Here is a 23,331-nt window from a genome sequence, read left to right on the forward strand (position 1 = left end):
ATCGCTATGAGCCTCTATCCCCATATCGATGATCTGCTGGAACTACGCCATCAGGCCCATACCCTGGGACTTGCCTCGCACCATCTGGTGAATACCAGCTTCAGCGGTCTCTATGCTTCCGTGTTCCGTGGCACCGGTCTCGATTTCGAAGAGGTGAGGGAGTACCGCGAAGGCGATGATATACGCAACATGGAATGGAATGTCACCGCACGCACCAACGTACCCCATTTAAAGATCTTTCGCGAAGAGCGGGAGCGTAGCGTTGTTCTCTGTATCGACAGAGGCCCGCATATGAGCTTCGGCACGCGGGGTACTTTTAAATCGATACAGGCCGCCAAAGCGGCCGCCCTGCTCGGCTGGGCCGCATCCAAGCTGCATGACAGGGTTGGGGGCATGCTGTTTGGCGATAATCGCCTGGGGATGCAGTACTTCCGTCCCACCAAGGACCGCCGGGCACTATGGCGCCTGCTGCACGCCCTCACAAAAGAGGGCACCACGCAGCAACCGCATATCGATTGCCTCTCTGAAGCCTTGCAACGGGCCGACCGGGGTACGGCAACCGGATCTCTGATCTTTGTGATAGCCGACATGAACCGTGAGATCCAGGACCTGAAGCAGACCCTGGGTCGACTTTGCCAACACCATACCCTGGTGCTGGTACCGGTTGATGATCCAGCGGACAGGGAGCTACCCGATATGGGACAGGTCACCTTTGTCGGTCCTGACGGTAACGCGCTGGAGATCGATACCCGCGACCACCAGGCCAGAGAGCGTTATACGCAAACCTGGCATATGCGCCGGCACACACTGATCCAGTTGACCAACGTCCTGGGCATACCTTTGATGCCGATTGCCACCAATGAAGAGATCCACCTGGCCTTGTCTCATGGCTTGGCGAAGCATTTTGGCAGGCGCTGAATGGACCCGTTGCGCGATATTCGAGGTATTGACCCAGCCCCCTGGTGGCCACCCGCCCCCGGATGGTGGTTGCTGCTGGCACTGCTCCTACTGTTGGCGCTGTTGATCTGGCTATTCATCAGGTGGCGCCGGCTCTATCCGTTAGGACGATGGCAACAGGACGCGCGGCGCCACCTGCTCGCCTTACGGCGGCGCATGAAACGCGAGCCGGCGAAACAGGTGGCAAGTGAGCTCTCCGAACTGCTGAGGCGTATCGCCATAGCCCGTTGCGGCCGGGAGGTGACCGCCGCCCTTACCGACGAGACCTGGCTCGACTGGTTGCAGAGCAACGACTCAAGCGGTTTTCTATGGCGTGAAAAAGGCCGGATACTGCTGGTACTCCCCTATGCCCCGCCTGATCGCGATGCCGACAAGAGTGATCTGGCGCAACTGATCGATGCCGCCATCCACTGGGTCAGCGAGGAAGCCTGTCATGTTTGAGTTTCATTGGCCCTGGATGGCGCTCTTACTGCTGCTCCCGCTATTGATCCGACTCTTTTGGTCGCGCCCGCCGAATAGACAGCATGAATCGGTGGAGGGGATGCAAACCACCCTGCTGCATCCAAGCCTGACCCACCTGCAGGACGCCTTTCACACACGTCAACCGCGCCAGCCCCTGAGTGCCCGCCTGTATAGCTGGCTGCTCCATCTCTTATGGCTGGCGCTGGTGTTGGCATTGATGCGCCCCCAATGGCTTGAACCCTATACCGAAAATCGCACCGCGGGATATGACCTGATGCTGGCTGTGGATGCCTCCCATTCCATGAATGCCCTCGATTTCACCCTGAATGATGAACAGGTCAGTCGAATGCAGGTGGTGAAGGGGGTGGTCGCCAAGTTCATCGAGGGGCGACAGGGAGACCGCATCGGTCTGGTGGTGTTTGGCAGCAAAGCCTACGTACTCTCCCCCCTCACCTATGATCGCAAGGCAGTCAACAGCCTTCTGAGTGAAGTGATCCCCCGTATCGCCGGTGACGGGACCGCCATAGGTGATGCCTTGGGCCTGGGCGTAAAGAAACTCAGAGAGCGACCGCAGGGATCCAGGGTCTTGTTGCTGATTGCAGACGGCGAGAATACAGCGGGTACCATACCGCCCCTGAAGGCCGCCCAACTGGCTGCAGAGGAAGGTATTCGAATCTACAGCATAGGCGTTGGCAGCGATAAGAAGCGTGTACCGATCATGGAGAATGGCCGAATCATTACCCGCACCGACCTGGGATTCAATGAAGCGGTCATGCGTGAGATAGCGGAGACCGCAGACGGCGCCTATTTTCGCGCCACCGACACCGCGGCACTGGAAAAGATCTATCTGCACATCGATGAGCTGGAAAAGACCGAGGCCGAATCCCGCACCGTATTCATCCCCCAACCTCTCTACTATTGGCCACTCAGCGCTGCACTGCTGCTGTTGTTGCTTCTGGGGATCTATCCAGAAGGCAGGCAAAGGCGGCTGAGAGGGGGCGGTTATGCCTGAATCGCTGTTTCACTTTGCCCGTCCGGAATGGCTGTTCGCCCTGCTCGGCCTGATTCCGGTCCTTGGGTGGCTGATCTACAGTGTAGTACGTCCCGCTAAAGGTCCTCTTCACCGCTATGCCGACGAACACCTGCTGCCACACCTGACGGGGGTGAGGGAACTGAGTGTGGATGAGCGCTGGAGTCGATTCACACGCTGGGGTCTGTTATGGATTCTGCTGGTATTGGCATTGGCTGGTCCACGCTGGGACTACACCGATATCGAGGCCTTCTCGCCAGCCAGTGATCTGGTCATTTTGATGGACATCTCCCGTTCTATGAACGTAGCTGATGTACCGCCATCCCGCCTGGCTCGGGCGCGCCAGGAGGTGCAGGATCTGGTTGCGCTGAACAGGGAAGTGCGTATCGGCATGATCGCCTTTGCAACCGTGCCCCATGTGGTGGCTCCGATTACCGAAGACACTCAAAGCATCCTCAACGCATTGCCGGCAGTCTCTTCCGACCTGGCCAATCTCCAGGGCAGCCGCCTGATCGCCGCATTGGAACGTACTCAGCAACTGCTCGGTAGTGAAGGCACAAAGAGTTCAAGCAGTATCCTGCTGATCAGTGATGGAGATTTTGACGAGCCAGGACTCTTGGAGCGAATCGAGGATCTCGCGGAACAGGGCATCGTTTTGCACACCATGGGTATAGGCACAACGGGGGGTGGTCCCGTGCCTGCCCGCGTTGGCCAGAGTGAGTTGATGAGAGAGCGGAGCGGCAAGATCATTGAATCCCGACTCAACGAACCCCTGTTACAACAACTCGCGCAGGCAGGGGGCGGTTACTATCAGCGTGCGGACTTTCGAGACCAGGACAGCCGCAATATTCTGAAACTTGCCATCGGCGATGTCGGCAGACCGGCCCCCACAGAGGAGAAGACCCGGGTTTGGAATGAGCGCTTCTACTGGTTGATTTTCCCCTTACTGCTATTCCTGCTATCCCGTTTCAGGGTGAGACGACCGGGAGAGACCCAGGCATGAAGATCCTCTATCTCTCCGCAACACTCCTCCTGTCTGCCTCACTGGCAGAAGCCAACTGGTTTCTGAATCAGGAGCAACAGGCAGCAGAGAACTACAACCAAGGTCACTATGAGGAGGCGGCGAAGGAATTCGAGGACCCCTATCGCCGAGGGGTCGCCCACTACCGCACCGGCGACTACCAGGCTGCCAGCGAGGATTTCAGCCAGGTAGAGCGGGAGGAGGTCAAACTGGATGCCCGTTACAACCAGGGTAACAGCCGCTACAAACTGGAGGACTACCAGGGCGCCATCGAAGCCTATGAACAGGTACTGGAAAGCGATCCGGACCATACCGATGCACGCCACAATCTGGCCCTGGCGAGAGAAAAACTGGCACAGCAACCCAAAGACGAGGAAGAGGAAAAAGAGGAGGAACAGGAATCTGAGACGGAGGAAAAAGAGTCTGAGTCGAGTGAGGAGCAACAGGAGCAGGAGGAGCAGCAGTCCGGCGAAGAGCAACAAGAGCAACAGCAGTCCGGCGAACAACAACAGGAGCAGCAGCAGTCCGGCGAAGAGCAACAGGAGCAGCAGCAATCCGGCGAAGAGCAACAGGAGCAGCAGCAATCTGGCGAACAACAACAGGAGCAGCAGCAGTCCGGCGAACAACAACAGGAGCAGCAGCAGTCCGGCGAGCAACAACAGGAGCAGCAACAATCCGGCGAGCAGCAAGGAGAAGCGCAACAAACCGGCCAACGACAACAGGAAAAACCCTCGGAGGATGGCAAAAAACAGCAGGATGAGGAGCAGGAATCCGGCGATCGGAAGGAGAGCGAAGAGCAGCAGGATGGCAGTGAGACATCGGCAGAGCAGCAAGAGATGAGTGGGGAGCAGGAACGGCAGCAGGATAAGAGTGACGGTGAGGCATTCAGGGAAGAGCAACAGACCGAATCAGGCGAGGAAGAGCCGCAGGATCAACCACGCGAGGGCGAACAAGCTGATGAAAAGTCTGCTAATCTCGATGCAAAGGGAGATGAGGAGGAGAAACAGGCACCTGGATCACAACGGCGCGACGAACTGGGTCGGGATACCGGTGAACGCCATGTCCGCCCGGAAGATGAGGCCCGTTCCGAGGCAGTGGATCAGGTGGATCAAAGCGATCAGCCCCAGGAAAGTGAGCAACAAGCTGATGGGGAGGGTATTAAAAAGACCCGTTTAAGCGGTGCAAACGCATTGATGGAACAATGGCTGGATCAAGTTGAGGGAGACCCGGCCCAACTTATGCAACAGCAGTTCAGATTGGAAGAGTATAAATACCTTCGTAGCCGAGGCGGCCGCGATACGGAGACAAGACCCTGGTGACATATCTAGCTTCCAGACGATGGGAAAGCATGGGTTCGACAGGACTTGTGTTGATCACGCTGATCCTGTTGTCCGTTCATTGCCCTGCCACGGCCAATCCGTTTCCGGGCAACTCTCCTTGGCAAGGGATGCCGCCAGGGCAGTGGAACTTCGCCCCACCCGATCGACGCCAATCCAACACGCCTACAAAAAGTCAGCCGACCGCTACGGCCCAATCACCCTATGCGGGTTGGCCTGGCCGCCAATACCCCGGATATTCACCACAGAACTACTATTCAACACCGACCCAGGCACCTCAGATTGAAACCAAGCTTTCGATACAGAGCCCCTATGTGCAACAGAACGTAATTCTCAAAATCAGTGTCATCAGCCAAAACAACCTGCGTACTGCAACGCCGCACATTCCATCGAGTGACCACTTCATCCTGCAGCAGCTTGAGGATCCTGTTACCTACTCCCGCACCCGTAATGGTAAAAGGCAGATCGTAAACGATTTCTATTTCACCCTGACCCCGCTTAAGGCGGGCCTGTATCAGCTACCCAAACTGAGCATCACGGGAGAGGAGGAGCAACTAACCACATATAGCCGGGGCAACAGGCCATTCGATGTATCGATGAACAGCCCGCCACAGCTTGAAATTAGAGAGACCGACCCAGACAGTACGCCCTGGCTGCCCGTGGAACAGCTCGATCTGAAAATCAAATTGCCTGGCAAGCTCAAAGCTGCCGCCGGCAAGCCCTTCACCCTGGTAACCGAAATCAATGCCGTGGGCATTGCTGGTGAACAACTCCCCAGCCTTGAACAACAGCTCAAATCCGATGCATTCCGTATCTACCGGGAACAGAGTCGGGTGGAGACCAACCTGACCAAGAGTACCGATAAGCTCGTCAGCCGTCGCCTGGAGACTTTTACCCTGGTACCTCAATATGGTGGTGATCTGAAACTACCCCAGTTGAGCGTTAGCTGGTGGAATACACGAATACACGTTCCACAACGGGCCTCTATCCCCCTGCAGCCGATCGCTGTCAGCGGTACCCGTAAAGCAAACGGTTTTTTCAACGTCGACGAAGAGAGTACCCTGTTTCCTGCAGGCACCTCCTCCGCATTCTGGATTCCTCTCTCTGTGGTGTTCGGTGTTATTTTCGGGTACTGGATGGCAATCTGGATCTCCCACCGCAGAAAGGGAGACACACAACATTCCCCATTGGCGCCATTGGTCGCATTTCTACAACGCCCGATGCAACAGATGGCACCGGCCTTTTCACCACTCAAGGCGAAGCTCCGCACCACTACCGCCGTCCTCAATCCCGCCGCCCATTGGCAACGCTGGCGTCGCAATTTGGTAGGCATGTTACCTCTGTCAGTGCGTTTCTATTTTTGTGTCCGCTTCGTGGATGAAGAGACGGATCCGGAGGTGTGGGGCTACACCCTGAGGTTTCTCGCCAACAAACATCTCAGTCTACCGCCTAATGTACCCTTCAGTGTCATTGGCAAGCATATCATCGACTTCCACCCCAAGGCACAGGAAGAGAAGATCCATACCCTCATACACGAGCTGGAACAGGCGATCTACGGTCACAGCAACCTTGATTTCGATCGCTGGAAAGAGGCCTTCAAACATGAAATTCGGCCCAGCATAAGATTATGGCCCCGCCGATCCAGAGTAAAAAGCACACCCTCCGGATCCCTATTACCAAACCTCAATCCGGACAAGGCCACCAGTGGCTGATTCTTGACAGCGCTGTGACTTTTATTCACGGGCCAACAGGGATACCAATTGGGTATGCCCCTGCTGTGCAGCCAGATCAGTGCTTGTTTCTCCATCGTGGCTGATCAGCGAAATATCAGCTCCGTGGCGGATCAGAAGTCGTGCTATATCGATGTGGCCCTCGAGGGCGGCAAACATGAGAGGTGACCAGCCGTCATGGTTATTCCAATTAGGATCCACACCTTGATTCAGTAACAATTCTGCAACTTGTGTGTGTCCATTCCAGGCAGCCGCCATTAAGGGAGTATTTCCATCCAGATCGGCCAAATTCACTTTCGCCCCGTTTTTCAGCAGGGAGCTGACAATTTGATGATGACCTCTCACAGCAGCATAAAACAGGGCTGTCCACCCCTCCTGGCTCTGCTGGTTGATTTGTGGCGCCTTGCTGATTAACAGATCAACGAGATCCAGGCGCCCCACCCAGGCTGCCTTCATGAGGGCGGTTTCGCCACTACTGCTGACACTATCGACAGGGGCGCCTGCAAGCAGAAGCTGCAGGACTTCCTGTCGATCACCATTGTTAATTGCAGTTATCAAATCATCGCTTGTGGGCCGGTTGACAGCCTGTGATCCGATTCCGTGTATTGGTTTAGTTTCTGACATCTTTGTGGTTATTTCTTCAAACGCTGCGATTGTTGACGTCTTTTCGATCGCTGTAACCGGCTTCTGAATCTGGGGAGCGGCAAGGTATACTTTGTCTTTCAATCGACTATTCGAGGCCGTTTCCGCCAGCGTCTCGTTAACCTGGAGGTCGATTATCGAGGATTCGGCTTCGGTCTGCTCTGACTGAACCGGTTTCAGATGTGCCTGATCTGTGTGCGATCGTTCGTCTTCCGGGAGAGACACAGGGGTCGGCGTTGATGACAATTGTCTTTCAATCCTGCTGTCAGTTTCACTCATTACCGGCTTTTCCAATGCCAGATCGAGTTGTGACACGGTGACGACCTTCTCGGCCCTTCTCTGTCGTACCGTTTCACCCTGGTTCGTCAAAGTGTGCTGATCCGCTTTGTCCAGACTCGTTTTTTCGCTTACCCCTGATTGCTTATCACTGTCGGACAGCATTGGGCCGGGACGATCGGCAGCAAGGGTCTGTTTATCAATCTGCTCGATGATTGATTCAGTCTCTTCTGGGGATTCGGCTTGAACAATATCGGTTAAGCCTGCCCCCTGTGTCGATTCGGAAGACAGAGATGTCATATCATCTTCTCCATCGACAGCCTGTGATCCAGATAGTGCAACCTGAGACGGTAGCCTGTTGGATTCCACCGGACTCTCTTGCAGCCAAAACATCCATACACAGACTAAAATAATAACTGCCAGCAGACCATCCCTCAGCCATTCAATAACGGGATGGCGTTTCATCGAATGCCGAGGTATTACCGGCATGTCGGAATCCGTTGACTGAGGTAACGGCTCAGTCTCGGTACCGAACTGGATACTCGTATCTTCATCCAGCAATATGAACCTGGAAACCTCTTCGACGACTTCCCTGGTTACCTGCCGCTTGCTCAGATTTGCGGCGCAAAACAGGCATAGATCGCAAATATGATTAATGACCCGTGGAACACCTTCGGATAGCGCGAAGATTGATTTCAACGCCTGACTGTCGAATAGGCCTGGGGCTTCGTGTCCGGCGATTTTCAGACAATGGGCAATCACGGCGCACATATCCTGATGATCGAATGGCTCCAGGGTAATGTGTTCACCCCAAGGAGGAGTAAAAAGCACGTGCTCCATATCACCGATCTTTTGCACCAGTTGTGGAAGTCCTGCCAAAATCAAGGTGCAGGAGACGCCCTGAATTCGGTTTGAGGCATGCCAATCAAGTAGTTCCTCCAGGGTATCGTCAGCGAGATGATCGGCCTCATCGAGAATTATGACAGGATGTACACCCTGACCTTCAAGTGCTGTCATTCGGTTCCTGATTTGCACGTTATATTCATCGCAGAGAGTACTCTTTAGCGGGACGCCAAATGCATCTCCAATCAACATCAGCAAATCGTCTGCGCGCAATTGTGGCTTATCGATGAACACCCATTGAATGTTACCCTCATCATGAACCAACAGGTGCTTCAGGAACGCCGTCTTACCCGTACCTGGCGCACCGCTAAGCAATATCACAGGTGCCTGTTGCAGAATCGCAGCGTAAATACGGTCACGGGATTGTCGTACCGGCAATGTCAGGTAATAAAATGCCGGATCGGGCGTAATATTGAACGGCCGCCGCCTCAATTTGAAGTATTCCTGGTACATTTGAAGCAGATCTACGACCTAGGAAATTGCCGAGTGAGAATTCATGTCCATGACACTCCGTATACGCTCTAGTTTTCGATAATGACTTCCACTCGCCTGTTTCGCTTGCGTCCTTGAGGGTTATCGGAACCGTCTGGATTGGTATTGGGGACAATGGGTCTGCTTTTGCCAAACCAGGCAATCACAATTCGTTCTTTGAGTACACCGCTGAACACCAGCGCACGGGCCACACTTTGCGCACGGCGCTTTGAAAGCGCAAGATTGAAATCCTCTCCACCGATGGCGTCGGCATGGCCTTCTACAGCAATATTTCTCGGAGCATATTGGGCATGGTTTATCACCTCTGCAATCTTATGCAACTTTGTCTTGGCTTCCGGTTTCAATCGATCACTGTTGTACTCGAAAAGCAATACTTCAGGGAAGATGATCTCCACACCCCGGTCGATTTGCTTAACCTCTACTTCGAATTCCTCAATTTCCTTTACCAAGATTTGGTTTTCCAGATTGGCACAACCAGACAGCAGAAATAGGCCGCAGAACAGAAAAACTGTTTTATTGCTCTTATTCATAGATAACCCTCTGGGGTTCACAGACACGGCAGTAGCATAAACTGGCGACCGGACGACTCACTCCATGCCTCAATAATAGACTGAATAAAACTACATTATTAGCCGTTCCTCCTTACTTGGCCACAGAAGTCATCGCACAACAATTGAATCTTGAATTTTTGTAAATTAATCAGCTCGGGCACTTGTCGTTCAGGCAAATATTTGTTGATGCCTAACTCGTGACATCTGATAGAAACACACATAAAACGGGGTTTAAGTCTGAGTTCCATTGCAATATATGCCTTCCTCATACCCAGATACTCACAAACTCTCCATTCACCGAAAGCAACATAATAAGGTTTATGGTAAGTCCCCTTGATATTGGCGGTGGATCAATGGATCTTTAAAAATGTAATTTTTCGTAAACACTGACAGTCAATAATACCCACAAGACAAAAGACAATTGGCACTTCGAAACAATTACAGAGTTGGGTACCGCTCAGTACAGTAGCCACAATCTGCTGGCGACATAACACCGATAGACACTAAATCACTCCAAGGGCTGTATAATCAACCTGCTATGCCGCAGCCAAAAAACATCTTCTCTTATCGCCCCTACTGGGCCGCCCGTTTCGGCATCTCTCCGGTGCTGCCCATGAGCAGGGCGGAAATGGATGATCTCGGCTGGGACAGCTGCGACATCATCATCGTCACCGGCGACGCCTATGTGGATCATCCCAGCTTCGGTATGGCCCTGGTGGGGCGCCTGCTGGAGGCGCAGGGCTTTCGCGTCGGCATCATTGCCCAGCCCGATTGGCAGAATGGCGAGGCCTTCCGCAGACTAGGAAAGCCAAACCTCTTTTTCGGTATCACCGCCGGCAATATGGACTCCATGGTCAATCGCTACACTGCCGATCGCCGTATCCGTAGCGATGATGCCTATACACCCAATGGGGAAGCGGGCAAACGACCGGATCGTTCGGTAATCGTCTATGCGCAACGCGCCCGGGAGGCATACAAAGGCGTACCTGTCGTTATCGGCGGTATCGAGGCCAGTCTGCGCCGGATAGCCCACTACGATTACTGGTCAGACAAGGTACGACGATCGATTCTGCCCGACTCAAAGGCCGATCTGCTGCTGTACGGCAATGCCGAGCGGGCTCTGGTCGAACTCGCACACCGTCTGGCGGCTGGTGAGGGGATCGATCAGATTCGGGATATTCGGGGCACTGCCTTCATGCACCGGGGTGCGGTGGATGGATGGATCGAGGTCGACTCCACTCAGCTTGATGAACCCGGCATGAAAGCCGATCATCCCGACCCTTATCTGGCAGAACCCGAATGCGGCAAGACTGTCAGGATCACACCCCATACCAGACCACGGCGACACCCGCGTGAGCGTACCGTGATACGTCTCCCTTCTTACGATCAGGTTGCGCGGGATGAGGTCATCTACGCCCATGCCTCGCGGGTTTTCCATCTGGAGACCAATCCGGGCAATGCACGCGCCCTGACCCAACAGCATGGAAAGCGGGATGTCTGGCTCAATCCGCCGCCGATCCCGCTCACCACAGAGGAGCTGGACAGGATTTATGAACTCCCCTATACCCGCAAGCCCCATCCCAGCTACGGAGAAGCACGCAACCCGGCCTGGGAGATGATCCGGCATTCCGTCAACATCATGCGTGGCTGTTTCGGGGGCTGTACCTTTTGCTCCATCACCGAACATGAGGGCCGGATTATTCAGAGCCGTTCAGAGGATTCGGTGGTGCGTGAAGTGGAGACCATCCGCGACCAAGTCCCCGGATTCACCGGCAACATCTCGGACCTCGGCGGACCGACCGCCAATATGTACCGTTTGGCCTGTCAGGACAAATCCATCGAGTCTGCCTGTCGGCGCCTGTCCTGTGTCTATCCCGATATCTGTGGCAATCTCGATACCAACCATCAACCACTGATCGATCTCTACCGGCGAACCCGCAAACTCCCGGGGATCAAGCGTATCTTCATCGCCTCAGGACTCCGCTACGACCTGGCGATACGCTCTCCCGAATATATCCGCGAGCTGGTCACCCATCATGTGGGGGGATATTTGAAAATCGCCCCGGAACATACCGAATCCTCTCCCTTGAGCATGATGATGAAACCGGGGATCGGAAGCTATGAGCGCTTCAAAAAACTGTTTGATAAATACTCAGCCCAGGCCGGCAAGGAGCAATACCTGATCCCCTACTTTATCGCTGCCCACCCCGGCAGCAGTGATCTAGACATGCTGAATCTTGCCCTATGGTTGAAAGCCAATAACTTCAGACCGGATCAGGTTCAAGCCTTTCTGCCCACACCACTGGCAATCGCCTCAGCCATGTACCACACCGGTAAGAATCCACTGCGGAAGCTCTCGCGACGCAGCGCAAACGTGAATGTGGTAAGGGGACTGAAACAGCGCCGGCTGCACAAGGCGTTTCTGCGTTATCACGACCCAAAAAACTGGCCTTTGATACGTGATGCCCTGACCCGCATGGGACGCAATGACCTGGTCGGCAATGGTAAGCGGCATCTCGTCCCCAAATGGCAGCCAAATCCGGAACATGGCGCATCGGAACCTAAGCGACAAAACCGGCCGGGGCACGCCAACCGGTCAAAAGGCATGAAGGGCAAAATCAGAATTATCGGCCAAAGAAAGGCCCGACAAAGACGCAATTGAAAACACTATAGCGTCAGGCCCATGTAGAGATGTGCGGTAACAAGCAAGTAGTGTTCAGCAGCTGCCTCATCGCCATGACCCAGCTCCGCTACAGCGGGTTTCGATGTCATTTTTTTATATATTTTACAATATGTTAAATACATACTAACAGAGTAACAATTTACTCCATAACCGGCTTGAAAAAAGCGGCTGACAGGACCATATTCATAGTAGGGACGGGTAGTTTTTTAAGGAGGTAAATCATGAACATCACACGTTATGACCCATGGCGCACAATGGAAGATTGGCGTCAGGAATTAGACCGTGCGTTCCACCCGCTCCTGCAACGAGATGACGATACCTCTCGCGTAGTAGGAGGCGATTGGGCACCTGCGGTTGATATCAAGGAAGAGGATAACAGGTATGTCATTCGAGCCGATATTCCGGGCGTTAAACCGGAGGATATCGAGGTCACCATGGAGAATGGTGTATTGACGATCCGCGGCGAGCGTAAGTTTGAAGAGACCGAAGAGCGAGAGAACTTCAGACGTATCGAACGCTCCCATGGTATCTTCTATCGTCGTTTCTCACTGCCGGATAACACCGACGCAGAGGCTGTTGAGGCAAGCGGCAAGGATGGTGTGATCGAGGTCATCATCCCGAAAACCCAGGAAAAACAGCCAAAACGTATCGAGGTGACCCATTAAGGCATTGAGTCTTTGTAAACGGCGCAGTTAATCTAATACCCTCTCTCAACAGAGAGGGTTTTTTATAGTCTGTAAAAAGTGCTATCCACGGATACGGTGGTTACTAGGGCCTGTTAACACTAATCCAATGCACCCTGTTGTGCCTGAAAAAGCGCCAATCAAGGCGCACCCCAAGGGCACTTCCTTCGGGGCGCGAGGAGAGAAGTTTGGTTATTCCAAATGAATGACGAGCAACGCCGAGTGGCGCTTTTTCAGGCACAACTCGAAGGGCTGGGGCTGTTTTCGCCCCCAGCGGCGTTATCATTCGCTCATGTAGAATAACTACACCACGCTCATTCTGCCTTGCTGGGCACGAAAACAGCCCCAGCAGGGCGTATTGGATTAGTGTTAACAGGCCCTAGGATGGTCAGGACGGCAAAGGTCAGAAGCTGAAGATCAAACCCAGATTGGTTTCGAACTGCGGAAAGGCATCACCCTCGATCTGCAGATTACAGCCGGGATCGCAGAACAGGCTCTCGTTGGAGTCGATCAGGGTACTGTAGCCGCGCATCTCGAAACGGATGCCAAGCCGCTCAGTGGGATACCATTTCAGGCCGCCGCCAACACTGAGAGAGAAACGGGTTTCGTCATCATACCCCCTGTGAGAGGGATTCATGAAGGTCATCCCGAGGCCACCGGTGATATAGGGGGTGATCTTCTCCTCGTAATAGTCGAGGGAATAGACATCCACCGTACCTCCCAGGTGTACATAATGGATATCCAGACCGAAGGCGTTATCCGGGTCGGTGGTGTCGGCCAGCGACGAATCCTGGTGGCTGTAGAGAAATTCGTAACGGGTTGAATCGGAGGCAGCCCGACTGATGGTAAAACCCCAATCTGTGGTGTTATCGATATCCAGCCGGTTGTTGTGATTGTCGAGTTCAAAGGATCCGCCAAAGCGGTGTCCGGTGAAGGGTGTGAACTCAAGACCACTGGCGGCCAGCAGACTCGAAGGACTGGCGACCAACAGCAACCAAACTGTTAAAAATGAGACTCTGTACATGGTGACAAGATTAAGGTTAGACGTTTCACACAGGTAATTATTGTTAAGAAACGTGAAAATTACCTGGTATCACATCACAAGTTAGCCGCCTGAAATCTTAAGTGCTTGTTTATACAGAATATTTTTTTTGATGCCTGATACCCTGGATGCTAATGAGACGGCCTGTTTGAGAGGTAGTTCCGCCATCAGTGTGATCAGCATTTGCTCAATATCAACCTCAATACGCTCCCCGGCCCCGCCTGTGGCGCCCCTGATCAGGATGACAAATTCCCCTTTTTGCTGATCCCTATCCTGCTGCAGCTGCTCTAAAAGACTCTCCAGACTGCCCCTGAGAATGGTTTCATGCAGTTTGGTCAATTCCCGGGCAATGACCCCTTCCCTGACGGTTCCGAACACCTCGCACATAGCGGTGACTGAATCGACCACACGGTGACTCGATTCGTAAAACACCAGGGTGGAAACCTCGTCCGCAAAGGTTTGCAGCCAAGCGAGCCTTTGGCGGGTCTGCCGTGGTGGAAAACCGAGAAACATAAACCGGTCGGTGGGAAGACCGGAGGCCGAGAGTGCACAGATCAGCGCACTTGCGCCCGGCACTGGAACAACACGACCACCTCGCTGTATCAGTTCCCTGACCAATGGGAAGCCGGGATCACTGATCAACGGTGTACCCGCATCGGAGACCAGTGCAATCGACTGACCGGCATCGAGAATCTGTAACATCATCTCCAGCTTGGCGTGTTCATTGTATTGATGAAAGGCGCGTAGCGGCGTATTGATGCCGTAGTGCTTCAGCAACGGCAGCGTATGTCGTGTATCCTCTGCGGCAATGAAGTCGACTTGCTTGAGCGTTTCCAGCGCACGCTGTGAAATATCCTCAATATTGCCGATTGGTGTGGCAACAACGTAAAGTACGCCCTTTGACACAACTGTTCCTGATGTAGAATGGACACACCATCCTGCCACAGATATCAAACCATGCAAATTGACCGACTCATTCAACTGCTGCCTGTCGTATTGCTCCTCGTGCTTCAGGGGTGCACCACCGCACCCAAGATCACACCCTCCGAGCCCCTGGAGCTACCGGCACATGTCAGGCTTCAGATCGACCTGATGCTGGAGAGCGGTGATTTTGCCGGTGCCGCGCAACAACTGGAATCCTTGGCTGATGAAAACGTCTCACCCCAGCGTGAATGGCTGTTGCTGGAAGCGGCTGACTACTGGCTCAAGGCTGACGACAAGGCCAGGAGCCATATATTGGTTGAGCAGCTTGAATCCTTTGATGGGGACCCGGACTTTGTCCTCAAATGGCGCATGCTGCGCACCGAAATCGCCGTATCCGAGGGGGATATCGAAACCGCACTCGACCTGATGGAGCCGGCGCCGGAGGAGGATGCGCCCCTTATTCTGCGTCAGCACTATCATAAAAATATGGCCGAGATTTTCCGTCTGTCGGGAAATCTGCTTGAAAGCGCGAGCGAACTCGATGTGCTCGACCTGCTGTTGGAGCAGGACGAAGAGGCCCGCCTGGCATCTCAGCAGCTGTTGGTGCAAACCCTGTCGAGCATGACCGATACTGCGCTCAGCATGCTGCAGCCTCAGCCTCCTGCCACGTTGATCGGGTGGATGGAACTGGCCAAAATCATCAAACTGCAGACAACCGATCCAACAGAACTGAGCGCTCATTTGGCGGCATGGCGTGATCGCTTTCCCCAACATCCAGCATTGCAGTCCCTGCTCGCCGGATACCTGGAGCAACAGGGTTTGAGCAGTGAAGACCATATAGCCATTCTGCTGCCCCGCAACGGACCCTATGCCAAGGTGGCGGCGGCCGTTCGAGATGGTTTTATGGCGGCCTGGTATCAGCAGCCAGCACTGCAAAGACCCAGTTTGCAGTTCTATGACAGCAGTGAGTTGAAAGATACCCTTCACATCTATCAGCAGGCCATTTTGCAAGGTGCGAAAATGATCGTCGGCCCCCTCAACAAGGATGCTGTCAAGATGTTACTGAGTCTGGAGTATCTGGATTACCCCGTATTGGCGCTTAATCAAGTCGATGATCCGGAACTCAGCCACACCAACCTGTTTCAGTTCGGTCTTGCGCCCGAAGATGAGGCCCGACAGGCTGCTGAGCGTGCCTGGCTGGAAGGTCACAGGACAGCCCTTGTACTGACACCGGGCGGACAATGGGGTGATCGCATCGCCAGGAGTTTCCGTGAGCGCTGGTCAGCCCTGGGCGGACAGGTGATGGAACAACAACAATACAATGCTAAAGAGAACGACTTTTCCGTTCCTATTCGAATGCTACTCAATATCAATGAGAGTGAAGCTCGAACCCATGCCCTGAAAAAGCTGCTGGGGCGTCAACTGGAATCCGAATCCCGCGCACGAAAGGACGCTGACTTTATCTTTCTCGCCGCTCGCCCGCAGAAAGCCAGACAGATACGCCCTCAACTCAGATTCTTTCATGCCGGCAACCTGCCGATCCTATCCACATCCCATATCTACACCGGTGTGACTCAGACGGAACTCGATATGGATCTGGGTAAAATCAGTTTTGTCGATACGCCATGGTTATTTGATGAGGACCAGGGTGGGCCGCTATCCCGAAACAATCTGGAAAAACTCATGCCTGGTGTCAAGGGACGCTATGCCAGACTTTTTGCGATGGGCATAGACAGCTACAACCTATTGACTCAACTACAACATCTACAGACTCAACCGGGGCGGATGTTCAGCGGTAAAAGTGGGACACTCTATCTGGATCAGGGAAACCGGCTTCACAGACTTCTCGCATGGGCGGACATGGAAGGGGGCTTGGCGAAAATCAGCGGCTACGCCCCTCGCATGGACCGATACAACAGCGGCAGCCAAGCCACGCTTGATTCTCCACCAACTGATAATACACTGCCGCCGGTCACCGATTACAGCCTGTCCCCGCCAGGCAGTCAGCAATGATTGCCAAACATTTGGAATATGGACAGCAGGCGGAACAGCAGGCGCTTGATTTCCTGCAAAGTCGGGGACTTAGACTTCAGGAGCGTAACTTTCGCTGTAAAACAGGCGAGATCGACCTGGTAATGCGTGATGCCGGGACATTGGTCTTCGTGGAAGTCCGCTTTCGCCAATCTAACGATTTTGGTCGTGCATTGGAGACAGTGACAGCCAACAAACAGCGTAAATTACTCGCCACTGCGAACCGTTATCTTCAGATGAAACGCATAGACAGCGCCTGCCGCTTTGACATTGTCGCGCTCAACGGTTCGGGATCCACACCTATGGAATGGATCAAAAATGCGATTCAGATAGCCTGGTAGCCATATAAGGTGCAGCCAAATAGATGACCAACACCAAGCGAATACAAATACTCTTTAATCAGAGCATTCAAACCAAGATCGATGCACTGCCGATGCTGACACAACCCATTGCCGATGCTGCGGAACTGATCTTCAACCGCCTGATTGAAGGTAACAAGGTGCTCAGTTGCGGCAATGGTGGATCGGCCGGCGACGCCCAGCACTTCTCTTCAGAGATGCTCAACCGCTATGAACGGGATCGTCCCGGCCTGCCAGCTATTGCACTCACCACTGACAGTTCGACAGTGACCTCGATCGCCAATGACTCCGATTTCTCCAATGTCTTCTCACGCCAGATAGAGGCCCTCGGTCAGCCGAACGATCTTCTGTTGGCGATTTCCACCAGTGGAAATTCCACTAATGTCAATCGTGCAATAGCGTCGGCTCACGAACGGGATATGAACATTGTCGCCCTGACCGGACGTGATGGGGGCGGACTTGTGAAACTCCTGGCCCCGGCGGATGTCGAAATTCGCGTTCCATCGGATGTCACAGCACGAATTCAGGAGACCCACCTTTTGATTATTCACTGCCTCTGCGACCTCGTGGACCATCAGTTACTTGGCAGCTAATGTACAACAAACCACATGTTCAGCTTTTCACACACAGAGGAAGGTCATGTATAAAAATTTCGTTTCACTGCTCACTATCTGCATCACCGTACTGATTCTGCAGGGCTGTGCCGCAGCCGTTGTGGGAGGGGCCGCCGCCACTGCAGCGGTCGCCCATGACAGACGCACCACGGGGACCATTGTCGAGGACCAAAGTATCGAGCTTAAGATCTACGACCTGATGTCCAAGGATTCGAGATTCAAACAGCAGAGCAGCATCCATGTCACCAGCTATAACCTGGTTGTACTCCTGACAGGCCAGGCAGCAGATCAAGCGCTTCGAAGCAAAGCCGAACAGATGGCATCGAGTGTCGACCGGGTTCGCCGGGTAGTAAACGAAATAGAGATCGGCAGCACATCGACCCTGGTCGAGAACAGCCGAGACGCCGCCCTGACCACTGAGGTTAAAGTCAGGCTTGCAAAGGTCCAGATTCCAGGTTTCGATCCACTCAGAGTCAAAGTGGTCACGGAACGGGGAGCGGTGTTTCTGCTGGGTCTGATCACCAAAAAAGAGGCGGATGCGGTCACGGACGTGGTTCGTCATATCAGCGGCGTTCGTCGCGTGGTGCGTGTTTTCGAGTATATCTGACCCTTGAAACCCCATCTCGACAACAGCCTGATAAGGCAATTAAAGGCGATCGTCGGTGATAACGGGATTTTCACCGACCCCGGCGACTGCCTGCCTTATGGCTATGACAACAGCCGTCTTCAGGCGACTCCGGAAGCGGTGCTGTTTGCCGTGGAACATGATCAGGTTGCCGCCATCACAAAGCTATGCCATCAACAGCGGATTCCGCTGATCCCAAGGGGTAAGGGAACCGGTACAACCGGAGCCACTGTGCCCCAGCAGGGTGGCGTTGTCCTCTCTCTTGAGCGCATGAACCGCATCCTTGAGTTGGACGTGGACAACAGGCTGGTAAGGGTTGAGCCCGGCGTAACCAACAGGCAGTTACAGGAGCACGTCGGTGCAGAGGGCTTTTTCTGGCCACCGGATCCGACCAGTGCGGCCGTCTGTACCGTCGGCGGCAATCTGGCGTATAACTCTGCCGGGCCTCGGGCAGTAAAGTACGGCACGCCGAGGGAAAATACCCTTGGCCTGAAGGCTGTGACCGGCAGTGGAGATACAATCACTACCGGAGTCAGAACCACCAAAGGGGTGGTCGGCTATGACCTTACCCGCCTGTTGATCGGTTCGGAAGGCACACTGGCAATCATTACCGAGGCGATTCTCAAACTGACACCAAAACCACAGACCAAATCCACCCTGCAGGCCAGCTACAGGGATATTTACAGTGCAGCGAATGCAGTCTCTTCAATCATGCGTCAACCGGTGACGCCCTGCGCATTGGAATTTATGGATGGGGCCGCACTGGCGATGGTCAGGGAGTTCTCGGATCTGCATCTCGACAGCCGGGTCGGCGCACTATTGATGATTGAGGTCGACGGCGCGGAACACAATATCAAACAGGAAGCCGCCAAACTGGCCAAAGCGGCAAGTGTGGAGGGCCTGCTTGAAATTCATACCGCAGAAACCCAACAGGAGATAGCGCGTCTATGGAAGACCCGCAAGGCCCTATCACCCGCACTGCGTAATATCGCCCCCAAAAAGATCAATGAAGATGTGGTTGTACCTGTCTCTCGTATTCCGGAGCTTATCGAGTCGCTGCAGAATCTCTCAGAAGAGAGTGGAATCACCATTGTCAACTTCGGTCATGCCGGGAACGGGAATATCCACGTCAATCTGCTGTTGGATCCGGATGATCCGCAACAACTCACGGCGGGCGAACACTGCCTCAAATCCCTCTTCGATCTGGTCCTGAACTTGGGCGGAACGCTGTCCGGTGAGCATGGCATCGGGATTGTGAAACGGCAGTTTGTGGATCGGGAGATCGACTCCGCCTCGCTATATCTGATGCGTGCCATCAAACGTCAATTCGATCCACATCAGATACTCAGCCCCGGTGTAGGTTTCCCTGTTTCTGAAGCATAGCGGGTTTACCAAAACCAACTAAATTCGCCCAATCCCCTGTAGGGTGCGGCAAGGTAGCGCCCTCCTCTAAAAGGCTTTCTGATTACCCACAATACTCAGCCACCGATCGGGTGATTGTGAATTTTAGAAGCAAACCGCAAATAAACGCTTATTGTGAATAGACCGCAAGTGGACGCGAATAAGTGCCATTTCAGCGGTTTAAACCAAAAGTTACTGTGAGACAGTCCACACTAGTGTCGTATTGCACAAGCTGTAGGATAGGGTCCATCCAATCTACCCTAGTTGTGAGCCAGTAAATAGATTTGCGTTTATTCGCGTTCATTTGCGGATTTATAACTATTTGCGAGCATTTGCGGCTTACATTCATAACGCCTTCAGTGAGGGCGAAGCAGGCAAAACAAGACGACTGAAAATGGCGGGTAATCAGGGAAGGTTTTACGGATAGCGTTAGATGCTTCGGCATTACATCCGGATTCTAACCACGCATTATCGTTAAAAAGTAAAAAAAAACACTCTCCGCTTGTCACGGAGAGTGCTACCCAAAGTGGAGGCCGAGTTATTTTTTTGGTCTATTTAACAACCTGTACTCTATCGAAAACAGCGTTGCCATATTCATCTTCGACCGAGTAGAAGAGCTCTCCCTCAGTCAACGCGCTGTAAGGAAGCGACACATATCCGTTGTGGTCGGTATAGCCGTTTACCCATGTCTCACCCGGCTGGTTCGGCCGATCTTTTGATCCGGGTTTCCATAGTCCGACCAAGGCGTTACTGACCGGATTGCCCTTTATGTCGAAGACTTGTATCGGCAGTTCGCAGAACTTGCAAATCTCGATCAATTCAGGAATCTTCAATTCAAACCGATAGGGGTTCTTGGTACGAATCTTCATGTCGGGATCACCCAGCAGAAGATACATCCAAGCGTTATCCGATCCACTTAAAGCCGCCATTTGCGCCTCTCCCCGTTCGATGGCATGGGATTGGGTCAATAATCCCTCATCATAGACGGCCTTGAACATCCACTCATCCAGAACATGGTTTTGAGAAGTGTACGAGGTTCGAGTGGCGCCGTAATAGGAGGAGGCACCGGCATTGGCCAATTCCATCCACTCCTCAGCGACGGCATCACTGGTATCCAGCTTGGAATTGGTACAGGCGAATGACCACACCACAGGTGAGCGAGACAAGGGATTCGACAAAGTGTTGACATCACCGCCATTAAAATACTGACTGGTCTGATTCCAGCTGGTAGCGGTGGCATCTTTACTGCCATGGCCACGATAAGCCATCAGACCCACTCCATTGTCGACACGGTTCGCCACATCCGAATCGGTCACACCCGCCTGGGAACCGTAGAATGTTTCAAAGATGGGTGCATCTGAATAGGCGAATGTCCTTACCGCTTCATGGGCACCCTCGTATTTTCCGGGTGCATTCTCTTTGTGCGCCCACAGGCCGACACGGTCATAACAACAGAACAGACTGGGAGAGTCTTCATAGGTGAGGATTTTATTCACCTGATTGGCCAGATCCGTTTCGCTGTCTATCGACAACCTGCCCAAATAGATCTCTTCATTCAGATCATCGCCATCAGTGGAGGCATACAGATCATCGGTCTGATCGCCCCCGGGCGATGTGCAGTGGGGTATCGTATCGGTATCGCCCACCAGCAATGTATAGGCATCACGCCAACCCGGTATGGCCGCCTCCCAGGAATTGATGGCGTTGCGGATATCATTGCAGGTTGAGGCACCGATATCATCCGCGACATTCATTTCCGTCACTTTAAAACCTCGGGCCTTTTTCTGATCCACCAGCGGCTTCAACTCGTCGGCATAGGAACTGTCCGGATAAATGAAGAGAAAATCAGCGGTATAAAACCGGAAATTCGGAACGAATATTTCTTCAAGGTATTGCCAATTGAGAAAGGTTTTCGATGCCATCAGGTCCCTCTCCTGGGTGATGGGTTCGAACTCTTCCACGCGGCCATCATGTTCCACTCTATAAGTGATACGACTTGCCACCTGCAACTCCCGGGTGGCGGGGTTCCACTGTACCGGCCAGGCCTCACCCTGAATAGCGGGTATGCCTCTCAATGCTCTGCCGATCCGATAGCTTTCCTGGGCAAAACCCGCAGGCCATGCGTTGTTGAGTGCATAGACCTTTTCATCCATGATGAACTGTTCAGGAGTTCCTGTCTCCTTTTCCCCATCAAGTTCAGGAACCGGTTGTGGCCATACCAGGATATCATCAAATCGATGTACATCCCGTGGTTTGCCAACCATTCGAACCTCCCCTTCGCGATAGGGTACAGCCAGACTGAAACGGTAGGAAGGCAGATCAGGGGAACCCAACTGATTATGGCTGCCAATACCCGGAATCTCGATCTTCTGATACGCCTTGCCATCAGGCCCCTGTTTGGTGATCATCCAGAATCCGGGAATGGTGAGATCAAAAACCGTTTGCCCGGTATTCGACTCTCGTTCATCGGTACGTATCTGTGCTGACGTGCCAGGCTTCTGACTCTCATCCAAAGCGATCCAGCGGCGTTCCTCCGTTTGACGTTTCGGTTCAACCGATGCCAATTGTGCAATCGGTTTAATCAGTGAAACATCCGCCACCCTTGTAAGCTCGGCAGAAACCTGATTGGAAAAAAGGCCTACCGCTAATCCTATAGCGATATTCAAACTCATCTGTTGCATCTCCTTACTCCTTATCATTTATTGTTGAGAATAAGCACTCAACACCGATAGGTTAAGGATCGCTCATCACATTAGCTGTGAAATATTCACAACCATGCTGTGACCTATTTATCCAAACAGGGAAGACCGTTATTAGCGCCAGTGATTGGAGTCAAAGAGTAAAGACAGGAGTACGCCTCAGTAGCGTGCGGGCAGCTGCTTATTGATGGTGAACTGATTGGAACCGGTAGTGATATATCCACCTTTTACCAGATCCTTGAAGATGCGGCAGACCATTTCCCGTGAAGCGCCAATCCGGTTTGCCAGTTCCTGTTGGGTGACATGGCCTTCGATAACCAATATACCATCCCGTTCTGTTGCCAGGCTCAAAAGGGTTTTGCTAAGCCGTCCATAGACATCCGATAACGCCAGGCTCTTGACCTCATTGGTCAATGTCCTCACCCTGTGCACCATATCCTTCAACAGATGAATGGCGATATCCGGATTGCTCTTCATGACTTGGTGGAATGCTTGTTTGGACATAATCGCCATGGTTGACTTGACCATGGTCATGATTGAAGCTGATCGTTTGTAATCATCTATCAGGGAGAGTTCCCCGAAATACTCGCCGGCTTCCTGATAGTTGATGATCGCCTCTTTGCCATTTTCGTCATTGAGATAAACTTTCACTCTACCACTCAGAATGACGTAGAGTGAATCACTATTATCCCCTTCAGAAAGAATAATGGTATTTCTTGGGTAGGTCCGGCGAACCATGCGCTGTTCTATCAATGCCAGATCGCTTGGAGCCATACCTTCAAAAATGGAGACGTTCTCAATCATAATCGTATTATATACTCTCTATTCTGAAACAGTTGCAGGGCACAAACGCTCAATAAACACCCTAC

Annotated in this window: 19 protein-coding genes; 13 read left to right on the forward strand and 6 right to left on the reverse strand. The window is 53.1% G+C overall.

Annotation, left to right across the window (positions count from 1 at the left end; all coding sequences use genetic code 11):
• The first annotated feature begins 6 nt into the window (after window positions 1-6).
• Genes AB8516_RS08090 through AB8516_RS08115 form a run of 6 tightly spaced genes read left to right on the forward strand, consistent with a single transcriptional unit; the run spans window position 7 to window position 6,519 of the window.
• The gene (locus AB8516_RS08090) at window positions 7-918 is read left to right on the forward strand and encodes a DUF58 domain-containing protein (protein WP_108292704.1); all 912 of its coding nucleotides are present in this window, start codon (window positions 7-9) and stop codon (window positions 916-918) included.
• Entirely contained in the window at window positions 919-1,398 is a 480-nt protein-coding gene (locus tag AB8516_RS08095) for a DUF4381 domain-containing protein (protein WP_369159688.1), read from the forward strand.
• Window positions 1,391-2,431 (forward strand): VWA domain-containing protein, encoded by a 1,041-nt coding sequence (locus AB8516_RS08100; RefSeq protein ID WP_369159690.1) that lies wholly within the window; start codon window positions 1,391-1,393, stop codon window positions 2,429-2,431. Before AB8516_RS08095 ends, AB8516_RS08100 begins: the two co-directional genes overlap by 8 nt.
• Entirely contained in the window at window positions 2,424-3,452 is a 1,029-nt protein-coding gene (locus AB8516_RS08105) for a VWA domain-containing protein (RefSeq protein WP_369159692.1), read from the forward strand. The genes AB8516_RS08100 and AB8516_RS08105 overlap by 8 nt, the downstream gene beginning before the upstream one ends.
• The gene (locus AB8516_RS08110) at window positions 3,449-4,789 is read left to right on the forward strand and encodes a tetratricopeptide repeat protein (RefSeq protein ID WP_369159694.1); all 1,341 of its coding nucleotides are present in this window, start codon (window positions 3,449-3,451) and stop codon (window positions 4,787-4,789) included. Before AB8516_RS08105 ends, AB8516_RS08110 begins: the two co-directional genes overlap by 4 nt.
• Window positions 4,786-6,519: a hypothetical protein gene (locus AB8516_RS08115; protein WP_369159696.1), complete on the forward strand. Its 1,734-nt coding sequence runs from the start codon at window positions 4,786-4,788 to the stop codon at window positions 6,517-6,519. Before AB8516_RS08110 ends, AB8516_RS08115 begins: the two co-directional genes overlap by 4 nt.
• 21 nt (window positions 6,520-6,540) lie before the next feature.
• Here AB8516_RS08115 and AB8516_RS08120 read toward each other — a convergent pair whose 3' ends face one another.
• The gene (locus AB8516_RS08120; RefSeq protein ID WP_369159698.1) at window positions 6,541-8,811 is read right to left on the reverse strand and encodes an ankyrin repeat domain-containing protein; all 2,271 of its coding nucleotides are present in this window, start codon (window positions 8,809-8,811) and stop codon (window positions 6,541-6,543) included.
• A gap of 68 nt (window positions 8,812-8,879) precedes the next feature.
• Window positions 8,880-9,299, reverse strand: coding sequence for an OmpA family protein (locus tag AB8516_RS08125; protein WP_369159700.1), 420 nt, complete (start codon window positions 9,297-9,299; stop codon window positions 8,880-8,882).
• A gap of 640 nt (window positions 9,300-9,939) precedes the next feature.
• Here AB8516_RS08125 and AB8516_RS08130 point away from each other — a divergent pair.
• Entirely contained in the window at window positions 9,940-12,063 is a 2,124-nt protein-coding gene (locus AB8516_RS08130) for a YgiQ family radical SAM protein (protein WP_369159702.1), read from the forward strand.
• Window positions 12,064-12,305: 242 nt separating this feature from the next.
• Complete coding sequence (locus AB8516_RS08135; RefSeq protein WP_108292722.1) at window positions 12,306-12,749, forward strand: Hsp20/alpha crystallin family protein; 444 nt, start codon at window positions 12,306-12,308, stop codon at window positions 12,747-12,749.
• A gap of 421 nt (window positions 12,750-13,170) precedes the next feature.
• Here the strand turns inward: AB8516_RS08135 and AB8516_RS08140 are convergent, their stop codons facing one another.
• A complete protein-coding gene (locus AB8516_RS08140; protein ID WP_108292724.1) occupies window positions 13,171-13,791 on the reverse strand; it encodes an outer membrane beta-barrel protein in 621 nt (206 codons plus the stop codon).
• Window positions 13,792-13,872: 81 nt separating this feature from the next.
• Window positions 13,873-14,715: a 16S rRNA (cytidine(1402)-2'-O)-methyltransferase gene (gene rsmI, locus AB8516_RS08145; RefSeq protein WP_369159705.1), complete on the reverse strand. Its 843-nt coding sequence runs from the start codon at window positions 14,713-14,715 to the stop codon at window positions 13,873-13,875.
• A 51-nt stretch (window positions 14,716-14,766) separates the two neighbouring features.
• Between rsmI and AB8516_RS08150 the strand changes: the two genes are divergently transcribed.
• Genes AB8516_RS08150 through AB8516_RS08170 form a run of 5 tightly spaced genes read left to right on the forward strand, consistent with a single transcriptional unit; the run spans window position 14,767 to window position 19,745 of the window.
• Window positions 14,767-16,746: a penicillin-binding protein activator gene (locus AB8516_RS08150; RefSeq protein ID WP_369159707.1), complete on the forward strand. Its 1,980-nt coding sequence runs from the start codon at window positions 14,767-14,769 to the stop codon at window positions 16,744-16,746.
• Window positions 16,743-17,105, forward strand: a complete 363-nt coding sequence (locus tag AB8516_RS08155; protein WP_369159709.1) for a YraN family protein — start codon at window positions 16,743-16,745, stop codon at window positions 17,103-17,105. The genes AB8516_RS08150 and AB8516_RS08155 overlap by 4 nt, the downstream gene beginning before the upstream one ends.
• Window positions 17,106-17,128: 23 nt before the next feature.
• Window positions 17,129-17,716, forward strand: coding sequence for a phosphoheptose isomerase (locus tag AB8516_RS08160; RefSeq protein WP_369159711.1), 588 nt, complete (start codon window positions 17,129-17,131; stop codon window positions 17,714-17,716).
• Window positions 17,717-17,762: 46 nt separating this feature from the next.
• On the forward strand, window positions 17,763-18,344 hold the full coding sequence (locus tag AB8516_RS08165; RefSeq protein WP_108292734.1) for a BON domain-containing protein: 582 nt from the start codon (window positions 17,763-17,765) through the stop codon (window positions 18,342-18,344).
• Window positions 18,345-18,347: 3 nt separating this feature from the next.
• Window positions 18,348-19,745, forward strand: a complete 1,398-nt coding sequence (locus tag AB8516_RS08170; protein WP_369159714.1) for an FAD-binding oxidoreductase — start codon at window positions 18,348-18,350, stop codon at window positions 19,743-19,745.
• Window positions 19,746-20,314: 569 nt separating this feature from the next.
• Here the strand turns inward: AB8516_RS08170 and AB8516_RS08175 are convergent.
• Together AB8516_RS08175 and AB8516_RS08180 are read right to left on the reverse strand one after the other, a co-directional pair.
• Window positions 20,315-22,444, reverse strand: coding sequence for a C25 family cysteine peptidase (locus tag AB8516_RS08175; protein ID WP_369159716.1), 2,130 nt, complete (start codon window positions 22,442-22,444; stop codon window positions 20,315-20,317).
• A gap of 177 nt (window positions 22,445-22,621) precedes the next feature.
• Window positions 22,622-23,266 (reverse strand): Crp/Fnr family transcriptional regulator, encoded by a 645-nt coding sequence (locus AB8516_RS08180; protein ID WP_108292738.1) that lies wholly within the window; start codon window positions 23,264-23,266, stop codon window positions 22,622-22,624.
• Window positions 23,267-23,331 lie beyond the last annotated feature (65 nt).

The organism is Candidatus Thiodiazotropha sp. LNASS1 (assembly GCF_964212655.1).
Taxonomy (GTDB): Bacteria; Pseudomonadota; Gammaproteobacteria; order Chromatiales; family Chromatiaceae; genus Thiodiazotropha.

Bases quoted from the DNA above. Each gene is read 5' to 3' on its own strand.
- AB8516_RS08090 (WP_108292704.1), top strand. From the start codon at position 7: ATGAGCCTCTATCCCCATATCGATGATCTGCTGGAACTACGCCATCAG.
- AB8516_RS08095 (WP_369159688.1), top strand. From the start codon at position 919: ATGGACCCGTTGCGCGATATTCGAGGTATTGACCCAGCCCCCTGGTGG.
- AB8516_RS08100 (WP_369159690.1), top strand. From the start codon at position 1,391: ATGTTTGAGTTTCATTGGCCCTGGATGGCGCTCTTACTGCTGCTCCCG.
- AB8516_RS08105 (WP_369159692.1), top strand. From the start codon at position 2,424: ATGCCTGAATCGCTGTTTCACTTTGCCCGTCCGGAATGGCTGTTCGCC.
- AB8516_RS08110 (WP_369159694.1), top strand. From the start codon at position 3,449: ATGAAGATCCTCTATCTCTCCGCAACACTCCTCCTGTCTGCCTCACTG.
- AB8516_RS08120 (WP_369159698.1), bottom strand. From the start codon at position 8,811: ATGTACCAGGAATACTTCAAATTGAGGCGGCGGCCGTTCAATATTACG.
- AB8516_RS08130 (WP_369159702.1), top strand. From the start codon at position 9,940: ATGCCGCAGCCAAAAAACATCTTCTCTTATCGCCCCTACTGGGCCGCC.
- AB8516_RS08135 (WP_108292722.1), top strand. From the start codon at position 12,306: ATGAACATCACACGTTATGACCCATGGCGCACAATGGAAGATTGGCGT.
- AB8516_RS08140 (WP_108292724.1), bottom strand. From the start codon at position 13,791: ATGTACAGAGTCTCATTTTTAACAGTTTGGTTGCTGTTGGTCGCCAGT.
- AB8516_RS08150 (WP_369159707.1), top strand. From the start codon at position 14,767: ATGCAAATTGACCGACTCATTCAACTGCTGCCTGTCGTATTGCTCCTC.
- AB8516_RS08155 (WP_369159709.1), top strand. From the start codon at position 16,743: ATGATTGCCAAACATTTGGAATATGGACAGCAGGCGGAACAGCAGGCG.
- AB8516_RS08160 (WP_369159711.1), top strand. From the start codon at position 17,129: ATGACCAACACCAAGCGAATACAAATACTCTTTAATCAGAGCATTCAA.
- AB8516_RS08165 (WP_108292734.1), top strand. From the start codon at position 17,763: ATGTATAAAAATTTCGTTTCACTGCTCACTATCTGCATCACCGTACTG.
- AB8516_RS08175 (WP_369159716.1), bottom strand. From the start codon at position 22,444: ATGCAACAGATGAGTTTGAATATCGCTATAGGATTAGCGGTAGGCCTT.
- AB8516_RS08180 (WP_108292738.1), bottom strand. From the start codon at position 23,266: ATGATTGAGAACGTCTCCATTTTTGAAGGTATGGCTCCAAGCGATCTG.